At 62.7% G+C, this 18,393-nt stretch carries 18 protein-coding genes and 1 pseudogene; 2 read left to right on the top strand and 17 right to left on the bottom strand.

Annotated elements, in window-relative coordinates; genetic code table 11:
- Positions 1-44 precede the first annotated feature (44 nt).
- The 6 genes and pseudogenes from H3221_RS25935 to selD all read right to left on the bottom strand — a co-directional run bounded on the left by H3221_RS25935 (position 45) and on the right by selD (position 5,438).
- Entirely contained in the window at positions 45-920 is an 876-nt protein-coding gene (locus H3221_RS25935; protein WP_397428108.1) for a methyl-accepting chemotaxis protein, read from the bottom strand.
- Positions 903-2,261, bottom strand: a pseudogene (locus H3221_RS25940) (HAMP domain-containing protein); the annotation flags it as partial. The gene H3221_RS25935 and the pseudogene H3221_RS25940, both read right to left, overlap by 18 nt.
- Before the next feature lie 82 nt (positions 2,262-2,343).
- On the bottom strand, positions 2,344-2,949 hold the full coding sequence (locus H3221_RS20755) for a flavin reductase family protein (protein ID WP_196476021.1): 606 nt from the start codon (positions 2,947-2,949) through the stop codon (positions 2,344-2,346).
- A complete protein-coding gene (locus H3221_RS20760; RefSeq protein WP_037052024.1) occupies positions 2,949-3,227 on the bottom strand; it encodes a hypothetical protein in 279 nt (92 codons plus the stop codon). Before H3221_RS20760 ends, H3221_RS20755 begins: the two co-directional genes overlap by 1 nt.
- Before the next feature lie 76 nt (positions 3,228-3,303).
- Entirely contained in the window at positions 3,304-4,404 is a 1,101-nt protein-coding gene (gene mnmH, locus H3221_RS20765) for a tRNA 2-selenouridine(34) synthase MnmH (protein WP_196476022.1), read from the bottom strand.
- Positions 4,404-5,438 carry a selenide, water dikinase SelD gene (selD, locus tag H3221_RS20770; RefSeq protein WP_196476023.1) on the bottom strand — a complete coding sequence of 345 codons (1,035 nt, stop codon included), beginning with the start codon at positions 5,436-5,438 and terminating at the stop codon, positions 4,404-4,406. Before selD ends, mnmH begins: the two co-directional genes overlap by 1 nt.
- 104 nt (positions 5,439-5,542) lie before the next feature.
- Here selD and H3221_RS20775 point away from each other — a divergent pair, with 104 nt between their 5' ends.
- Entirely contained in the window at positions 5,543-6,553 is a 1,011-nt protein-coding gene (locus H3221_RS20775) for a patatin-like phospholipase family protein (RefSeq protein ID WP_196476024.1), read from the top strand.
- Here H3221_RS20775 and H3221_RS20780 read toward each other — a convergent pair whose 3' ends face one another.
- The 11 genes from H3221_RS20780 to H3221_RS20830 all read right to left on the bottom strand — a co-directional run bounded on the left by H3221_RS20780 (position 6,554) and on the right by H3221_RS20830 (position 16,157).
- A complete protein-coding gene (locus tag H3221_RS20780) occupies positions 6,554-7,639 on the bottom strand; it encodes an AI-2E family transporter (protein WP_196476025.1) in 1,086 nt (361 codons plus the stop codon).
- A 75-nt stretch (positions 7,640-7,714) separates the two neighbouring features.
- Positions 7,715-8,530, bottom strand: a complete 816-nt coding sequence (locus tag H3221_RS20785) for a DUF4892 domain-containing protein (RefSeq protein ID WP_196476026.1) — start codon at positions 8,528-8,530, stop codon at positions 7,715-7,717.
- Between the two features lie 127 nt (positions 8,531-8,657).
- The gene (locus H3221_RS20790; RefSeq protein WP_196476027.1) at positions 8,658-9,521 is read right to left on the bottom strand and encodes an alpha/beta hydrolase; all 864 of its coding nucleotides are present in this window, start codon (positions 9,519-9,521) and stop codon (positions 8,658-8,660) included.
- Positions 9,518-10,321, bottom strand: coding sequence for an alpha/beta fold hydrolase (locus tag H3221_RS20795; protein WP_196476028.1), 804 nt, complete (start codon positions 10,319-10,321; stop codon positions 9,518-9,520). The genes H3221_RS20790 and H3221_RS20795 overlap by 4 nt, the downstream gene beginning before the upstream one ends.
- Before the next feature lie 99 nt (positions 10,322-10,420).
- Positions 10,421-11,053: a LysE family translocator gene (locus H3221_RS20800; protein WP_196476029.1), complete on the bottom strand. Its 633-nt coding sequence runs from the start codon at positions 11,051-11,053 to the stop codon at positions 10,421-10,423.
- Positions 11,054-11,095: 42 nt separating this feature from the next.
- Positions 11,096-11,899, bottom strand: a complete 804-nt coding sequence (locus H3221_RS20805; protein WP_196476030.1) for an AraC family transcriptional regulator — start codon at positions 11,897-11,899, stop codon at positions 11,096-11,098.
- A 58-nt stretch (positions 11,900-11,957) separates the two neighbouring features.
- On the bottom strand, positions 11,958-12,401 hold the full coding sequence (locus H3221_RS20810) for a hotdog fold thioesterase (RefSeq protein WP_196476031.1): 444 nt from the start codon (positions 12,399-12,401) through the stop codon (positions 11,958-11,960).
- Positions 12,402-12,455: 54 nt separating this feature from the next.
- A complete protein-coding gene (locus H3221_RS20815) occupies positions 12,456-14,123 on the bottom strand; it encodes an AMP-binding protein (protein WP_196476032.1) in 1,668 nt (555 codons plus the stop codon).
- Between the two features lie 179 nt (positions 14,124-14,302).
- Complete coding sequence (gene sixA / locus H3221_RS20820; protein ID WP_196476033.1) at positions 14,303-14,761, bottom strand: phosphohistidine phosphatase SixA; 459 nt, start codon at positions 14,759-14,761, stop codon at positions 14,303-14,305.
- Entirely contained in the window at positions 14,758-15,105 is a 348-nt protein-coding gene (locus H3221_RS20825; protein ID WP_147809721.1) for a DUF4389 domain-containing protein, read from the bottom strand. The genes sixA and H3221_RS20825 overlap by 4 nt, the downstream gene beginning before the upstream one ends.
- Positions 15,106-15,134: 29 nt before the next feature.
- Entirely contained in the window at positions 15,135-16,157 is a 1,023-nt protein-coding gene (locus H3221_RS20830) for an NAD(P)H-dependent glycerol-3-phosphate dehydrogenase (protein WP_196476034.1), read from the bottom strand.
- 283 nt (positions 16,158-16,440) lie between these two features.
- Between H3221_RS20830 and H3221_RS20835 the strand changes: the two genes are divergently transcribed.
- Positions 16,441-18,339 carry an ATP-binding protein gene (locus tag H3221_RS20835; protein WP_196476035.1) on the top strand — a complete coding sequence of 633 codons (1,899 nt, stop codon included), beginning with the start codon at positions 16,441-16,443 and terminating at the stop codon, positions 18,337-18,339.
- The last annotated feature ends 54 nt before the right edge of the window (positions 18,340-18,393 follow it).

Here is an 18,393-nt window from a genome sequence, read left to right on the forward strand (position 1 = left end):
ATAGCGCTATGCAAAGTTTGCTCACGAAACTGTGAGGCCAGACGCTATGTCAGGCGGAAGTGCCCTGCCATACCCTGCAGGTCACGCCCCAACTCAGCCAGCTGGATGCTCGAGGCAGCGGTTTCGTCCATGGCCGTGGCTGACTGATCGGCGATATCGCGGATCGAGGTGACACTGCGGTTGATCTCCTCGGCCACGGCGCTCTGCTGCTCGGCCGCCGCAGCGATCTGCTGGTTCATCTCCGAGATAAGGCTCACTGCCTCGGCAATGGCCGCCAAGGCACCTTCGGTCTGGTTGGCGTCGCCAACCGTCAGGTTCACCAGACTGGCGCTCTGCTCCATGTCGGTCACGGCGCGGCGACTGCCTTCACGCAAGGCTGCGATCAGCGACTCGATTTCCGCCGTGGATTGCTGAGTGCGTTTTGCCAGTGCCCGTACCTCATCGGCGACCACCGCAAAACCGCGTCCCTGTTCTCCCGCGCGCGCCGCTTCGATGGCCGCGTTGAGTGCCAGAAGGTTGGTTTGCTCGGCAACGCTCTTGATCACGTCGAGTACGGCATCGATGCGCTGAGTGTCCTGGCTCAGGCGCTGAATGCTCTCGGTAGTGGCGTCCATGGCGCGCGCCAGTTGCTCGATACGCTGCAGGGTCTGGCGCACCACCTGGCTACCGGCACCGACACGTTGGTCAGCCTGTTCGGTGGAAGCTGCCGCGGCCTCGGCATTGCGCGCCACCTCGTGCACCGTGGCCGTCATCTGACTCATGGCGGTGGCGACCTGATCGGTCTCCAGTTTCTGACCATTGACGCCCTGCCGCGTCTGCTCGGCAGTTGTCGAAAGGCTCTGGGCGGAGCTGGATATCTGCGCCACACCGCCCTGCAGGCGGCCAACCATATCCCTAAGGTTGGCGGACATGCCTTGCATGGCAGCCAGCAGTTGACCGATTTCATCGCGCCGATCCTGTTCGATGTGCACGCTGAGGTCACCACTGGCGATGGATTCGGCGAGGCCGATCACCCGCTTGAGCGGACGCACGATGGCCAGACTGATCATGATCGCCGCGCCAAGTCCGAACAGCAGCGCCAGGGCCGCTGCCACGATGATCAGACCGCTGCTGGCCTGGCGCTCGGCGCGCATGACCTGGCGTTGCGTGTCCAGCGCCAGCTCGACCTGCTGCAGCAGTTGCTCGACCTGGGCGACCAGTTGGCCGTAAACCTGTTTCTGTTGCTGCAACTGGGTGGCGTATTCCTTCAGGCGCTCGTTGAAGGAGTCGACGTTGACCACCACCTCGCCGAGCACCGCAGCATAACCGGGGTCGTCCAGCGCATCGCGCAACTCGGCAGCCATGGCTTGCGCCTCACCGGCCTGGGCAATTTCCGCCTGCTCGCTGCTATCGTTGCGCCGGCTGGCCTCCAGGCGCTGGCGAGCCTGATCCAGCGCCTGCAGCAGCAACTGATGAATCTTGCCGACCTTGCCAGCCTGCGCCACCGAATCACCGCCCCGCTCACCCTGGGTACTCTTGAGCAAGTCGACGCCGTCTTCCGCCAGCCCTTCCTGCAGCAGATCGAGACTGTTGGCCGCACTGACCACCAGCCAGTCGGCGGCCTGCAAGGACAGTTGCATGTTGTCGGTGAGTTCAACGTAGCGGGCAAAGGCGCTGCGGTAGTCGGCCAGTGCAGGCTCGACCTGCGCCAGAATCGCGGCCGTGTCGCTATCGAGCTCACCTTGCAGTGCCTGCCCGGTCTGCAAAATGCTCTCAGCCTGTTCGGCCAGGCGCTCGGCATGCTGACTGTCGCCACTCAGCGCGAACGTCTGCTCGCTCTGACGCATGCGCAGCACCTGCTCGCCAAGCGCGCTCATGCGCTGCTGCAACTCGGCACCGGCACTGACTTCACGCAACGCCAGCAAACCGGTAACAGCCACCAGAGCGGTCAGCATCAATACCAGAGCAAAACCCGCCATCAACTTGCTGGTCGTGCTCAAACTGGCCAGCCGCTTGCTCAATGAGCCACCCATGACATCCCCCTGCCTACTGCAGCCAGCCCTAACAGGCTGTTGAAAAACCACCTCGGCTTTGGCTTCCTGCGTCGCTCTACCTCCTGCATCCATGCAGTCGTGCGTTGGCAATACGGCGTCAGAAACGGCCTCAAAATGCTCATTTACAACTCGTAAAGTCGATCGCGACTCCGAGCGTTTTTCGGCCGTTTTTTCCTTGTCTTGCCTGCCTCGCCTGCGTTTTTCAACAGCCTGACAATTCTGGAACATAGGAGCGCAACGCTACTGGCGACAAGCCAGCAGGCAGCAAGATGGCCGGGAGAGTTAACTGGACGTCGTTTTCAGAACGGGTTCAGGGCCGCTGCATCTGAAAAAGGTCCTGTGTGCGGCAGTAGGCGCTGCCACCGAGTCGACCGACCAGATCGAGTTTGAGTGGGTCGATACGCCCCTGCTCGTTGAGCACTGCGTCATCGATATGCGCCAGCAACACTTCGGCGAAGATCAGATGGCAGTTGGGTCGTTGCGCAGGATAGGGCTGGATTTGTGCCACACGGCATTCGAAGGTCACCGGTGCGCCGACGACACGCGGCACGTCGATGCGCTCGCACGGCTGGCTGGCGATGCCACAGTGGGCGAACTCGCTGACTTCATGGGGCAGGATCGCGGCGCTGGCGTTCATCGCCTCGGCCTGGGCGAAACTGACCAGTTGGATCGCCAGTTCGCCGCTGGCCTGGGCATTGCGCAGGCTGTCCTTGAGGCTGCCATCGTCGCGGGTGTTGACGTTGACCAGCAAGGTCGGCGGGTTGTCACTGATCACCTGAAAAAAGCTGAACGGCGCCAGGTTGGCCACACCGTCGGCCGAACGGGTGGAGACCCAGGCGATGGGCCGTGGGGTGACACTGGAAGCCAGCCAGCGATAAGCCTCGAGCGGGCTCAGATCGGAAAAATCGAGCTGCATCAGCGCCCCGCTCGCGATTCGCGGATGTAGAAGCGCGCACGTTCAGCCTTGCTGGTGCAGCCTTCGTAGGCTTCGAACTGCTGCTGGGTCTTGGCAGCGGTAAGCAGCGAAAGTGCCTTGGAATAGCTCACGGTGCCGGCGAAGCCTTCGGCCTCGGCGATACTCAGTTCTTTCCAGGCGGCATCCAGTTGATTGGCACAGGTATCACGGTAGACGGTCTTGCCGGCGCAGCCGGTGAGCGCCACCGCAAGCAGCGGCAAACAGATCCAGTGTTTCATCGACCACACTCCTCGAACGGATATGACTACGGGTTGGCCCAGTGTATGACGCTACGGCAGAGGGAAAGTGCCCGCCTCACCCGCCGTTTCGCTTACGCAGGTATTCCACCACAGCCTGCTGCTCCCCGGCGAACTCAATCCGCCCGGATTTGCTCTCGCGCTGGAACACGTACATGGGATCGTAGTACTCGACCAGCAAGGCTTCGATCCAGCCGCGGTGCGTATCCACCTGGCCGTTGGCTTGCTGCTCCTGCAACGCCTGCTCCATGATCGCGGCCAGACGCTGGTAGCGCTCGCCCCCCAGGCGACGGGTGATGTTGGCAAGACTTTCGCGCAAGCGTGCAGCGAAGGCGATGAAGCCGGCCTCGCCCCCCTGGGCCGCGACGAATTCGGCACACAGCTCGACCACGTAGGCTTGCAGGATCCGCTCCACGCGATTGGCGACGCTGTCCTCCAGCCACACCAGAGGATGATGCTGCATCGCCTGATACAGCGGTAAGGGCAATGAACAGCGTCCGATCAGACGCGACTCGTCTTCCAGCACGAACTGCTGCTGCCCCACGGCACGGCGCTTGAGCAGATCGATAGCCAGGGCATTCTCGAAATCGATCTGCTCGGGCTGGCCGGTGGCACGTTTGCCGAAGCTGGAGCCTCGGTGATTGGCGTGCGCCTCCAGGTCCAGGCTGTTGCTCAGTTGGCTGATCACCTCGGTCTTGCCGGTGCCGGTCATCCCACCCACCAGCACGAAATCGCACGCGTGCACGGCCTCTTCGGTGGTCTGCAGCAGGAAGGTGCGCATGGCCTTGTAGCCACCAACCACGCGCGGATAGTCGATGCCCGCCTCGCTTTTCAGCCATTGCTGGACGATCTGCGAACGCAGGCCACCGCGAAAGCAGTACAGATAACCATCAGGGTTGGCCTTGGCAAAGGCGGCCCAGGCCTCGATACGCTCGGCCTTGGTATGGCCGCTGACCAGTTGATGGCCCAGTTCGATGGCCGCCTGCTGGCCTTGCTGCTTGTAGCAAGTGCCGACCTTCTGCCGCTCAAGGTCGTTCATCAGCGGCAGATTGATCACGCCGGGGAAGGCGCCTTTATGGAACTCGACCGGCGCACGGGTATCCATCATTGCCCGGTCATGCAGGAACAGATCGCGGTAGTCGGTGCAGTTGTCGCGCATCAGAGCACCTCGACCGCGTAACGCTGTCGCTCGACCATCTCACCGATAGGCGTCAGATTCAGCCCCAATTCGGCGGCCACGGCGAGGAATTCGGCCTCGCCCTCCGGTGCCACGGCAATCAGCAGGCCACCGCTGGTCTGTGGATCACACAGCAGCAGCTTGGCCAGCTCGGGCAGCGGCGCGATCTTGTCACCATAACTGTCGAAATTGCGTAATGTGCCACCCGGTATGCAGCCTTGTTCAAGATAGTGCTCGACACTCTCCAGACGCGGCACCCTGGCGAACTCGACGCGAGCACTCAGGCCGCTGCCATCGGCCATTTCCACCAGGTGGCCAAGCAGGCCGAAGCCGGTGACGTCGGTCATCGCGCGCACGCCGGCAAGCTTGCCGAAGCGACTGCCCGGCTTGTTCAGGGTGCACATCCAGTCACGCGCCAGACCGATGTCCGTATCACGCAGCTTGGCCTTCTTCTCTGCCGTGGTGAGGATGCCGATGCCAAGGGGCTTGCTCAGGTACAGCTGGCAACCCGCCGTGGCGGTGTCGTTGCGCTTCATGTTGGCTTTGGCCACCAGACCGGTCACGGCCAGGCCGAAAATCGGCTCCGGCGCATCGATCGAGTGACCTCCCGCCAGCGGGATACCGGCTTCATCGCACACTGCACGTCCGCCGCGAATCACCTCTCGGGCGACTTCCGGCGCCAGTACATTGACCGGCCAGCCAAGGATGGCGATGGCCATCAGCGGATCACCGCCCATGGCGTAAATGTCGCTGATGGCATTGGTCGCGGCGATACGACCGAAATCGTAAGGGTCATCGACGATAGGCATGAAGAAGTCGGTGGTGGAGACCACACCACGCTCTTCATCGATGGCGTATACCGCCGCGTCATCGCGCGAGGCATTGCCCACCCAGAGCCTGGGATCGAGATTCTGCGCGCCGCTGCCGGCGAGAATCACCTCGAGCACCTTCGGCGAAATCTTGCAGCCGCAGCCGGCGCCGTGGCTGTACTGGGTCAAACGGATAGGTTCGCTCATGGTTTTCTCTCACCGCGATAACTGGCGGCGGATTCTAGCAAAGACTGCCTTGGCTCAGCTCTCTAGCGCGAGTAAGGTCGAAGCTTCACTGGGGGAATCCGTTAATGAGCAAGAAAGTGGCGCTTGTGCTGGGCTCGGGAGGTGCGCGCGGCTATGCGCACATCGGTGTGATCGAGGAATTGCAGGAGCGCGGTTACGAAATCGGCTGCATCGCCGGCTGCTCGATGGGCGCGGTGGTCGGCGGCATCTTCGCCGCAGGCAAGCTGCGCGAATACCGAGAATGGACGGAAAGTCTGGATTATCTCGACGTGTTGCGACTGCTCGATGTCAGCTTCCGCCTCGGCGCCATCCGTGGCGAGCGGGTGTTCGGGCGCATTCAGGAAATCGTTGGCGAGGTGGACATCGAAAACCTCGCCATCCCCTTCACCGCCGTCGCCACAGACCTGACCAACCAGCAGGAAATCTGGTTCCAGGAAGGCTGCCTGCACCAGGCGATGCGCGCCTCAGCGGCGATTCCCAGCCTGTTCACACCGGTCATCCAGGGCAAACGCATGCTGGTCGACGGCGGCCTGCTCAATCCGCTGCCGATCGTGCCGGTGGTTTCCAGCCACTGCGACCTGATCATCGCGGTCAACCTCAATGCCACCAACCATAATCACTATCAGTTGCCGGTAATCGAGCGCCCTGCGGCCCTCAAGGGTCGCATCGATCAGGTGATGACGTCGCTCGGCTCGCGCCTACCCAGTTTTCGCCGCAAGAGCGAGGACGAAAGCCTGCTGCTCGCCGAGGAGCAGCGGCTCGCCGATGACATCAGCCCGGCCGCAGCACCCAGCCGCAAAGAAGATGACGAGCCCGCGCCGAAATCCGCCAGCGGCTCACGCGTAGCCGAATTCAGCGGGCCGGCGTCATTACTGGAACTGGTCAACCAGAGTTTCGAGGTGATGCAGACTTCATTGGCGCAGTACAAGATCGCTGGCTACCCGCCGGACATCCTGATCAACGTACCCAAGCGCGTCTGCCGCTTCTTCGAGTTCTACAAGGCGCCGGAGCTGATCATGCTGGGTCGGCAGATCGCTCGCGACACCCTCGACAAGTACGAAAGCGAACGCGGCTGATCAGCCGCGTGGTTCCTCGCCCGGCAATGGTTTGTCCGCTACCGCTTCGGCCGGTGGCGTCTTGTCTGTTACCCAATCACTGAGCAGGCTGTAGGCCACCGCCAGCAGCGTCGGGCCAAGGAACAGACCCATGAAGCCGAACGCCAGGATGCCGCCGAACACGCCAAGCAGCACCACCACCAGAGGCAGGTTGCCGCCGCGGCTGATCAGGTAGGGTTTGAGGATGTTGTCCACGCCGCTGATGATGAAGAAGCCCCAGATACCCAGGAAGATCGCCATGCCGATCTCCCCCTGCCACACCAGCCAGGCCACGGCGGGGCCCCAGATCAGCGGCGGGATCATGATGAAGCTGAAGGCGAAGGTCAGCAGGCCCAGCACCAGCGCCCCCGGCACACCGGCGATGACGAAGCCGATGTAGGCCAGCACGGCCTGCGCTGCGGCGGTGCCGATCACGCCATTGACCACACGCTGCACGGTACCGGCAACCAGCTCCAGATAATGATCGGCGCGCTCGCCGATCAGCCGCTCCAGCAGGCTATGCACGAACACCGCCAGGCGCGGGCCATCACGGTAGAAGAAGAACACCAGCACCAGGCTCAGGGCCAGTTCGACCATACCCGCACCGATCTTCGCGCTACGCGCCACCAGCCAGTTGCCGACCTGGCCCAGGTAGGGCCGCAGCGTGTCGAAGAAGGCCGCGCCCTGCTGGTCGATGGTGCGCCACAGCTCCACCAGGCGATCACCGACCAGCGGAATGCTGGCCAGCCAGCTCGGTGGTGGCGGCAGACCTTCGACCTGCAGGTCCTTGACCAGGGCGTTGGCATCCTTGATGTGGTCAGCCAGGTTGAAGCCCAGCCAGACCAGCGGTACCGCGACCATGACCACCCAGACCCCAGTCAGGATGCCCGCCGCCAGCGACAGGCGCCCATTGAGCAGTTGCGTCAGCAGACGCATCAGCGGCCAACTGGCGAAGGCCAGCACGGCGGCCCAGAACAGCGCCGACCAGAATGGCGCCAGCACCCAGAGGCTGGCAGCCAGCAGGCCGAGCAGAAGAATCTGCACCAGCAGACGATCATTGGTGGCCATCAAGCGAAACTCCCTTCGACGAAACGACAAAACGCCCTTACGGGCGCTCTGCGACAGGCGATTGCGAATGCTAGCTTAACGCAACAAACGGACGCTCAGTGTTTCATCCGCGCTTTCACCCAACTCCAGGCGCGCCTCGCGCACGCGCTGCTCGATCAGCGCCTCGCGCCAGGCCTCGGCCTGGCTGCCGGCAAGGCTGACACGCAAGGTGCTGTCGAGATTCAGACTGCGCGCCAGCACTTCCACCCAGGCGCTGTCGGCCCTGGCTTCGCCGGGCAGCTTCAATTGCCCATCGCTGCGCAACTGACGCAGCAAGGTCGCCGGCGTCGGCAGCAATACGCCCAGAGGAGTTTCGGCATCCAGTTGCTCGGCATGCAGGTAAGCACGGCGATTACCACGGGTGATGCTGTACAGCGCCAGCAGGCTTTCCTCATTCGGCTCGGCCAGGCGCAACAGCGCATAGGCCTGCTGGTCGTCGGAACCATACAGCGTGGCATTGCCGAATACCGAGTTGGCCCACAGGCTGCTCGCACCACACTCACGGCCCTGGCACCAATAGAGCAGTTCGGCGCCCTGCTCCAGTAATGTCTCCCGCGCCGCCGTGAATACCTGATCGGCACTGTGGGTGCGCGGCAGTTCATAGGTCACCGCGCTGTGCTGGCCCTGCACCAGAATCTCCCGCTCATAACGCAACCGCCCACTGATGCGGCGAATGGAGCCTTGAGGGTAGATACGCTCGACATCGGGCGCTTCCTCGAACGCGACGATGTGACTGGCAGGAAAACGCGGCAATACCTCGAGGTCGCGACTGCCAGGTAGATCAGCCGCCAGGGCGACACCGCTGCAGACCGTGGCAAGCACCGCAGAAAGAAACTGAACAACCCCCTTCATGAGGTGGCAGTCCACTGAAGAAATACGACGGGTGAGCTAGCTATACAGCGAGCGGCGACTTCTAACGGGTCGATCATGCGATCCTCCATGGCAGACCGCCACACCTTTCCCCAGGGCCGCAGGCAAGTCAAGGCAAGCGCAGGAATGGATTGAAACAATCCGCTACGAGCTGAGCGCCGGTTTCATCATCCAGATGCAGGTGATGCCCACCGGGAAGACGGTGTACCTCGAACGGCAGTTCCTGCAGCAAGTTCCGTACGGCAGACTGTGCCCCCATCATGCCCTGCTCCGCCAACACCAGACTGACCGGGCATTGCAGCGCACGAACGAACGCCTGGGCATGCGCCCAGCTCAGGCGCAGCGGCGACGGCAAGGTCAGGCGACTGTCGGTGCGCCAGGTGTAGCCGCCCGGTACCGGCATCAGACCACGCTGCGCCAGCAACTCGGCCGCCTCACGACTGACCGCGCCGACGCCCTTCATACGCGCCTCGACAGCGCGCGCCATTTCGGCGTACACCGGCTTGCGCTTGTCATTCAGTACCTGCCTGGCGCGCAATGCTTCGCCCAGCTTCTGCGGTGCCTGCTCGGCCTCACCGGTAAAAGGCACCAGGCCGTCGATCAGGGCCAGGCGCGCGATCCGCTCCGGCATCGCCCCCGCCAGCAACACCGCAGTGATCGCCCCCATGGAATGACCGAGGATGGAAAACCGCTCCCAGCCAAACTGCTCGGCGACCTGCAGCACGTCATAGGCATAATCCCAGAGCGCGTAACCGGCGCCAGCCGAGCGATGCTCGGAATGACCATGACCGGCAAAGTCCAGAGCGACGATACGCAACCCCTCGAGTTTCGGCGCCAGCCGCGCGAAGCTCGCCGCGTTATCCAGCCAGCCGTGCAGCGCCAGAACCGGCAAGCCATCCTCAGGGCCATAGAGATGAGCAGCCAACTCGATATGCGGCAGGCTCAGACGAACCTCCTCGAAATCCATGTTCATGCATGTTGCTCCTGGCTACCGGTCCAGCGGGTGAACAACTGCCGCAGCAGGTCGGCGGTAGCCTGTGGGCGCTCCAAAGGGAACATATGGCCGCCTGGCAGATTGTGATACTCCGCGCGCGGCATGCGCCGCAGCAGGCGCGCATGATGCGGCAACACCACCCGACTGTGGCGGCCGCGCACCATTGCCAGCGGTACCGCCAACTGCTGTGGTAGCCCTGGTGACGTGTGTGGCACGCTGCGGTAGATGCTGATCTCGGTGGCCGGATCGAATTTCAGGCGCAGCCCCTGCTCGCCCAGTTGCAGGCCATGACTGACATAGGCGTCCAGGCACTCGGGGTCGAAACGGCGAAACAGGCTCTTGCCGGCGAAGTAGTCTCGCGCCTCGACCAGATCGGCAAAGGCTTCACGGCGCCCAAGCGTGCGGCCGGCTGGCGTGATGCGGTCGATGAAGCCAAAACGCTTGGCGGCGCGAATCACCATTCGATCAGCCAGGGTCAACACCGGCGAGTCGAGCATCACCACGCCGCGGTACAGCTCAGGGCGAAGCAAGGCGGCGTGATAGTGCAGCACGCCGCCGAGCGAATGGCCGACGCCCCAGACCGGCTCATCGCCGCCCTCGAGGTGATGAATCAGCTCATCGACCAGATTCGACCAGTTGTCGTTGACCGGAAAACGCGGGTCGTGGCCATGCTGTTCCAGGTGCTGCACCTGAAACTCCGGTGCCAGCGCGGCAAACAGCTTGCCGTAGGTGGCCGACGGAAAACCGTTGGCATGGGCGAAGAATATCGACTGCGGCATGCATCAAACTCAAGAAAGCAAATATGTCCGGATTCTCCGGCAGCCGCCGACGCGCGGCAATGACCGTAACGGCCATTGATGGCGGCGCAATGGTCACCGCTATAGCAACAGGCGCCCGACGATACTGGCCGCTACCAGCAAAAATACCAGGCCGCAGACGAAGTCGATGGTCGGCGCCACCTGCAGCAGCCGCTGACGCATCAGTGGGCGGCTCAGGGTCAAACCGAGCAGACTGAACCAGAACAAGCTGAGGCCGAACAGCAATGCGGCACATGCCACCTTGCCGGGCAACGACATGTCAGTCGGCACCAGACTACTGAGCAATGCCAGGAAGAACACCAACGCCTTGGGATTGCCCAGATTGGTGAACACGCCGCGCAACCAGGGGCCAAACAGCGAGGGCGTCAGTTCGCCATCCAGGCGCCTCGGGCCAGCACTGCCGCGCCACCAGGCACGCACCGCGCCGATCCCCAACCAGCCCAGATAGAGCGCGCCGCCTATCTGCACCAGATCGAACAACCACTGGGTACGACTGAGCAGCAAGGCCACGCCGCTGAGCACCAGCGTGCCATGCAGAAGAATACCGCAGGCCAGGCCCAGCGCGCTAAGAAGGCCCGCACGCTGGCCCTGATGCAGCGCGGTACGCACCACCAGCGCCACATCGGGGCCGGGGCTGACAAGTGCCACCGCGAACACGGCAGCCAGCGACAGCAAGACGGACGTCTCCTGCATGGTGATCTCCAGGAAATGAAAAAGGTTAGACAGGCGGCTGAATCAGCCCTGACGCAGACGCGCAGGTGGCAGACCGTAAGTACGACGGAACAGCCGCGAGAAATGCGCCTGATCGTAGAAGCCCAGCCGCAGGGCGATCTCGCTCAACGGCTCACCCGCCAGTACCAGGGGCAAAGCCCGCTGCAGTCGCAGTTGAGTCAGCCACTGATGCGGTGGTAAACCGGAGTGCTGACGAAAACGCCGTAGCACCTGCCAGGGGCTCATGCCGCAAAACGCAGCGATTTCCTCCAGCGCGGGCGGATCGTCCAGGCGGCTCTCCAGCCAGTCGCGCAGCCGCTGCCAGGTGCGCTGATCGAAACCGCGATCCGGCTCGCTGACACGCAACGTCGAGCCCAGCTCCAGTAGGTGGGCCAGCGCCTGCCAGAGTGCCTCTTCCTGTGCGAGTTGCGAACCGCCCAGCATCGCGGCATGAAAGCGCTGCAGGTGCTGCGACAGCAGCGGGTGACGCAGACTGCTGGTGATCAGGCGTGGCGCGCCTTGACGGCCTTCACTCAGGGTCCGACTGGCTTCATCCAGCCAGGAGGGATCGTACGCCATCACCCGAATGCGGTAACTCTGGCCGTCCAGGCAGGCGCCGTCATGAATGCCCTCCGGTGCCATCAGCAGCACGTCCCCCGCCCCGACATGCCGGCGCTCACCGCCATAGGCGTAGCGATGCTGCCCCTGAATCAGCAGGCCGACGTGGTACTCCAGATGAAAGTGCCGGGGAAAGGCGAAGCGGCGGTACTCGGCATCGATCAGGCGAACGCCGGGCAAGCTGCTTTGGATATGAGTGATCTGGTCCATGGCGCGTACTGTAGCGCCACGGACCGGGCAAATCTTGGATGAAATTGCAGGCAGAAACTTAAAGTTTCGGGGGCTGATCACCCAGGGCAACGATGGCCATGGTCAGCCGCGAGATGCAGCTGACCTTGCCGTCATCACCGCTGAGGCGAATGTCCCAGACGTGGGTGGTACGGCCCAGATGCACCGGCCGCGCCACTGCATGCACACGCCCGCTGCGCAAACCGCGCAGATGGTTGGCATTGACCTCCAGACCGACGCAGTAGAAACGGCTGCTGTCGATGCACAGGTAGCTGGCGGTGGAACCGAGGGTTTCCGCCAGCACCACCGAGGCGCCACCGTGCAGTAGGCCGTAGGGCTGATGGGTACGCGAATCGATCACCATGCTGGCGCTGAGCGACTCTTCATCGAAGGCTTCGAAACGAATGTCCAGCACCTCACCGATGCTGTTTTTCAGGGTTGCGTTGAGTGAATCGATATCTGGCTTTCGTTGCCACAGCCCCATGGAAGCGTTCCTTGTGGGTTGAAGACAGGGCCGGTCAACCCGGCCCATTCAGGGTCATTCGTGCCAGAGCACGGCTTCGCTGCGCTGCTGCCACTCGGCGAAACGCTCGCCGTAGGTACCCTCGATCACCGCGCGTTTGATTTTCAGGGTCGGCGTCAGGAAACCGTTCTCCACTGCCCAGACCTCCTTGACCAACACCAGGCCTTGCAACCGCTCATGATGATCAAGACGGCCATTGACCTCGACGAGCAAAGCCTTGAGGCTGTTCTCCAGTTCATCACGGCTGTCGTTGGCCGCCTCCTGTCGCCCCACATCGGATAGCACGCACAGCGCAATGGGTTGCGGCAGGCCGTCGCCGACCACGCACACCTGCTCGATACGCGAGTGCTCACCGATGCGGTTTTCGATTGGCGCCGGCGCCACGTACTTGCCTTTGCTGGTCTTGAAGATTTCCTTGATGCGGCCGGTGAGACGCAGGTTGCCTTCGGCGTCCTGCTCGCCCTTGTCGCCGGTACGCAGGAAACCATCGTCAGTCAGCGTCTCGGCGGTCTTGATCGGGTCCTTGTAGTAACCCTGCATGGTCGCGCCACTGCGTACCAGGACTTCGCCATCCTCGCCGATGCGTACCTCGACGCCCGGGTTGTTCTGGCCGATCCAGCCCTGCTTGAACTTGCCCGGCAGACAGACGTGGGAATAACCACAGTTCTCGGTCATGCCATAGACCTCCTGGATCTCCATACCCAGGCGGCGATACCAGTTAAGCAGTGTTTCAGGCACCGGCGCGGCACCGGACAGCGCATAGCGAATGGCGTCCAGGCCGAGGCCTGCGAGTACCTTGCGACCGACGAAGCGACCGATGATCGGCAGCCGCAGCAGACGGTCGAGCTTCTGCGCCGGCATCTTGCTGTACACGCCCATCTGGAACTTGGTCCAGATGCGCGGCACACCGAACATCACCGTAGGTCGCGCGCGCTTGAGGTCTTCGAGGAAGGTATCCAGGCTTTCGGCAAAGAAGATCGTCTGCCCGGCATAGAGCGAAGCCAGTTCGACGAACATGCGCTCGGCCACATGGCAAAGCGGCAGGTAGGAGATCAGTCGATCGTCCTCGCCCACTCCGAACAGCTTGATGGCGTTACTGGCGGCGAAACCGAAATTGGAGAAGTTGTGCATCACGCCCTTGGGCGTGCCCGTGGTGCCGGAGGTGTAGATGATGGTGGCCAACTGGTTGGCTGCGGGCTTGGGGTCGTCTTGAATCGGCGCACTGCGTTGCAGGTCATCCCAGCTGTAATCGAAGCTGCCCTGCGGATGCAGCGGCAGGCTCACGGTCGGCAGACCCTGCGGCAGGCCCGGGGCCATCGAAGCCCAGTCATCGAGCTTGCCGACGAAGGCCAGGGCTGCTTCGGAATGCTCCAGCACCTGGTGCATGGAGTCGGCGGTGAGGTTGGGATACAGCGGTACCGATACGTGGCCCGCCATCCAGATCGCCAGATCGGCAACGATCCAGTGCGCGCAGTTCTTGGAGATGATGGCGATGCGACTGCCCTGTGGCAGCTCGCGGCTACGCAACCAACTGGCTGCACGACGCGCCTGTTCGCCCACATCGGCCCAGCTCAACTCCAGCAGCTGGCCGCCTCCCAAAGGTTGCACCATGTAGCGTTTGTTCGGGTGCCTTGCTTCACGTTCGTAAAACAGCTCGAGCGGCAAACGGATTGCATCAGCCACAGGGCTTCCTCCTTTGTTGTTTTTGTAGGAATCAACCAAGCACTTGCTTGGTTGAATATTCCATGCAGACAAAAGAGGCGCAAGTTAAGAAATGTTTCTCACCTGGACACACATGCACGTGCCAGCGCTACATCGGGCGGGACGCCTGTGACGCAACCAGCGCGCCACGGCGTGATGAATCAGCGAGGGTGGATCAGCGCCAGCAGCTCCATCAGCCCGGCAGCCGGGATATCGCCTTCCAGTTCAGCCAGGCTGGCGGTACGCATGGGCAGCGGTTCCTGCCGATGACCGTGCACCAGCAGACCACCCAGGGCGCCAATCAACGGTTGATGGCTGACCAGCAGCACCTCGGCACGCTCACGCTCATCGAGATACTTCAGGGCATCACGCGGATCGCTGTCCGGCGTCAGCCAGGCCACGGTGTTTATCTTGCCGGTGAACCCCAGCTCGCTGCGGACCAGCTCGGCCGTCTGCTGGGCACGCACGTAGGGGCTGGCGACGATGGCGGTCAAAGGCCGACCGGCGAGCTGAGCAGCGGCCTGCTGCACTTCCATGCGACCATGCGCGGTCAGCTCGCGGGCAGCATCACTGGCTGCCTGCGGCTCGGCCTCACCATGGCGCAGCAGCCATAGCCTCACAGCTTGGGCTCCTCGTCGCGCACAGGGTGCGGCGCCGGCGGGATGCTGTGCGCGGTTTCGCCCTCAGGCGCCCGCGGCGTCGGCCAGTCGGCAAACGGCCAGGGTTTCTCATCGGTATTGAAGGTGCCGAATCGACCAATCTGCGCCAGATATTGGCTGAGGCTATCGCCAAAGCCCAGCAGGCTGGCGTTCGGCGCGCCGTAGAACAGGCGGTAACCCAGTTGCAGCAGCACCACGGCGCCGAGCAGCAGCTCGGCCAGTTGCCAGACGATGACGAAGATCACCATCCACAGAATGCGCAGCAGAATCGACTCGCGCTCCAACTCCTGCTTTTCATCGCTCATGACTCACTCTCCTTGATTGGCTGCAGGGCTCAGAAACCCGCAGTGGGGATGAAATCGACGTCGGTCTTGGGTTCACCGAGCATCAGCAACTCGATGACCTGAGCCAGCGTACGCCCCTCGAAGAGGATGGCATGCAGGCCAGCGACCAGCGGCATGTACACGTCCAGTTCTTCGGCACGGGCCTTGAGTACCTTGAGCGTATTGACCCCTTCGGCGACTTCGCCAAGGCGCTGCACCGCATCCTCCAGGCTGAGGCCTTCGCCCAGGGCGAAGCCGACCTGATAGTTGCGGCTCTTGGGTGATGAACAGGTGACGATCAGGTCACCGACACCAGCGAGACCGAGGAAGGTCATCGGGTTGGCGCCGAGCTTTACCGCAAAACGGGTCATTTCCGCCAGAGCGCGGGTAATCAGCATGCTTTTGGTGTTCTCGCCCATGTCCAGCGCCGCCGCCATACCGGACATGATGGCGTAGACGTTCTTCAACGCGCCGCCGAGCTCGACGCCGAAACGGTCGGCACTGGCGTAGACGCGGAAGGTTCTGCCATGCAGAGCCTGCTGTACGCGCAGGCACAGCTCCTCGTCTTCACTGGCGATCACCGTGGCGGTCAGCGCGTGATCCGCCACTTCCTTGGCCAGATTCGGTCCGGACAGCACGCCGATACGCGCGTCGGGGGCGATCTCCTCGAGAATCTGGCTCATCAGCTTGAAGGTCTTGGCCTCGATGCCCTTGGTCGTGCTGATCAGCATCTTGCCGGCCAATTGCGCCGCAACCGGTTGCAAAGCATCGCGCAGGGCGCTTGAAGGCAATGCGACCAGCACCAGCTCGGCCTGCTGCAGCACGCCGCTCAGGTCGCTGGTTGGCTCGATACCGCCGTGCAGCTTCACGCCTTTCAGATAGCGCGGATTCTCGCCGCTCTGACGCATCTGCTCGGCCTGCTCGGGGTCACGCATCCACTGCAGGACGCGCTGGCCGTTCTCCGCCAGCAGATTGGCCAGGGCGGTACCGAAGCTGCCGCCGCCGAGTACGGCAATGGGTTGGAGCTGTGTCATAGGTCTTCCGAATGAGGCCATGCATGATGGCGGTCTGTAGGCATTATACGGAGCCGAGAGTACCCGGCCAGGGCAAAAGTTCAGTGCAGGCCATCCACAGAGAGGGGGCAAACGAGAATTACCGCAGAGTGCAGACGCCTGACGCTGGCAAAGCGCGTCGGGTCAGTTAACATGCCGGATTGACCATAATTGCCAAGGACGATTCGTGCCCACAGGCAGCCCCTTGCCCCCGCCCTGCGCCTCTCATCAGGCAGCAGCGCCGCTTTCCAGGGACGGTAGAGCCATGAACAAGCGTCGCGGCTGGAACATTCACACCCGCACCCAGTTGATCAGCGTCGGTCCTGCCCTGCTGCTGACCCTGTTGCTGACCGGCTTTCTCACCTTCACCCGCCTGCAGGATCTGCGCCTGGAGCAAGGTCATATCGGCCAGTTGATTGCCAATCAACTGGCGCCAGCCACCGAATATGGCGTGCTCAACGACAACCTCAGTACCCTGGAAAGCCTGCTGCGTGCCACCCTCAGCACCCCGGACGTGCGTTTCGCCGAAGTACGCGACCGCGACGACAACATTCTGGTGTATGTCGAACGACCCAAGGAACAAGGCCACAGCACGCCACAGGTCGAAGTATTCCAGGCACCGATTCGCCTGCAGGGCCAACCTGCACGCACGCAAGTGCTGCCACCGTTGGGCAAGGCACTCGGCGACGGCTACCTGGGCCGGGTGGTGGTGGGCATGTCCAACGACACCTTCAATACGCGCCAGCAAGAGATACTGTTCAAGGCTGGTATTCTGTCACTGGTGGCGCTACTGCTGACCTTCCTCCTCGCCAGACGCCTGGCCAGGCGTCTGGCGCAGCCGATGAGCGCCATGGGCCAAGCCCTGGAGCGTATTCAGAGCGGCGACTATCGCCCCTCGCTGATCGAGCGCGGCAATGACGAGCTGACCGACCTCGCCCGGCATATCAATAACCTCGCCTGCGCCCTCGCACAGAGCGGTCGCGAGCAGCAACAGGCGATTGCCGAATTGATCCAGGCGCGCGAGGAATCCGAGCAGGCCAACCGGGCCAAGTCTGACTTCCTGGCCATGATGAGCCACGAACTGCGCACGCCCATGAATGGCGTGCTGGGCATGCTGCAACTGCTTGAAACCACCAGCCTGAACGACGAGCAGAATGAATACGCCGCATTGGCCACCGAGTCTACCGAGCACCTGCTCAAGGTGATCAACGACATCCTCGATTTCTCGCGGATAGAACGTGGCGCCCTGGAGCTCGAAGCCATCCCCTTCAGCCTGCTGGAGCTGTTGCAAGGCTCGGTGCAGGTATTCCAGCACAGCGCTCAGCAACGTGGCCTGCAACTGCTACTGGAAACCCAGCCAGGCCTGGATCAGATGGAGATGCGCGGCGACCCCACGCGCATCCGGCAGATTCTGGTCAATCTGATCGGCAACGCACTGAAGTTCACCGAAGAAGGCCAGATTCGCGTGGAAACCCGATGGCAGAAGCTGGATGACCAGGTGCTGTGGTTCACCTGCGCCGTACGCGACAGTGGTATCGGCATCGACGACGAGCGCCTGGAACATATGTTCAATGCCTTCCAGCAAGCGGACACCTCGATTTCCCGACGCTACGGTGGCACCGGCCTCGGTCTGCCGATCGCCCGCACCCTGGCCGAACGCATGGGCGGCACCCTGCGCGCGGAAAGCCAGCTGGGCGCGGGTTCGGTGTTCACCCTGGAAATACCGCTGCCCTTTCTGGCCCGCAACGAAACCGCACAACACAGTGACAACCAGAACCTGGGCAGCGGCGACGGTCAGGCGGTATTGCTGGTGGAGGACAATCCGGTCAACCAGACGGTCATCGAGGCCATGTTGCGCAGCCTGGGCTATCAGATCAGTCTGGTCGGCGATGGTCAGCAGGCCGTACAGAACTGCTGCCGACACGATTACGCCGCTATCCTGATGGACTGCAGGCTGCCCTTGATGGACGGCTACGAGGCAACGCGGCAGATCCGCCAGTTCCAGCAATACCAACAGGTGCCGATCATCGCCCTGACCGCCAACGCCCTGCAGGGTGACCGCGAAGCCTGTCTGGAGGCGGGAATGAACGATTACCTGGCAAAACCGTTCAAACGAGCAGATTTGCAACGCATTCTGCTGCGCTGGCTGCCAGCCCGACCATAGGCGAGTGGCGCCCGTGACAAGCTGGCGTTACAAGGGGAAACTGCTGTGCCTGTG

It is taken from the genome of Pseudomonas chaetocerotis, assembly GCF_015712105.2.
Taxonomy (GTDB): domain Bacteria; phylum Pseudomonadota; class Gammaproteobacteria; order Pseudomonadales; family Pseudomonadaceae; genus Aquipseudomonas; species Aquipseudomonas chaetocerotis.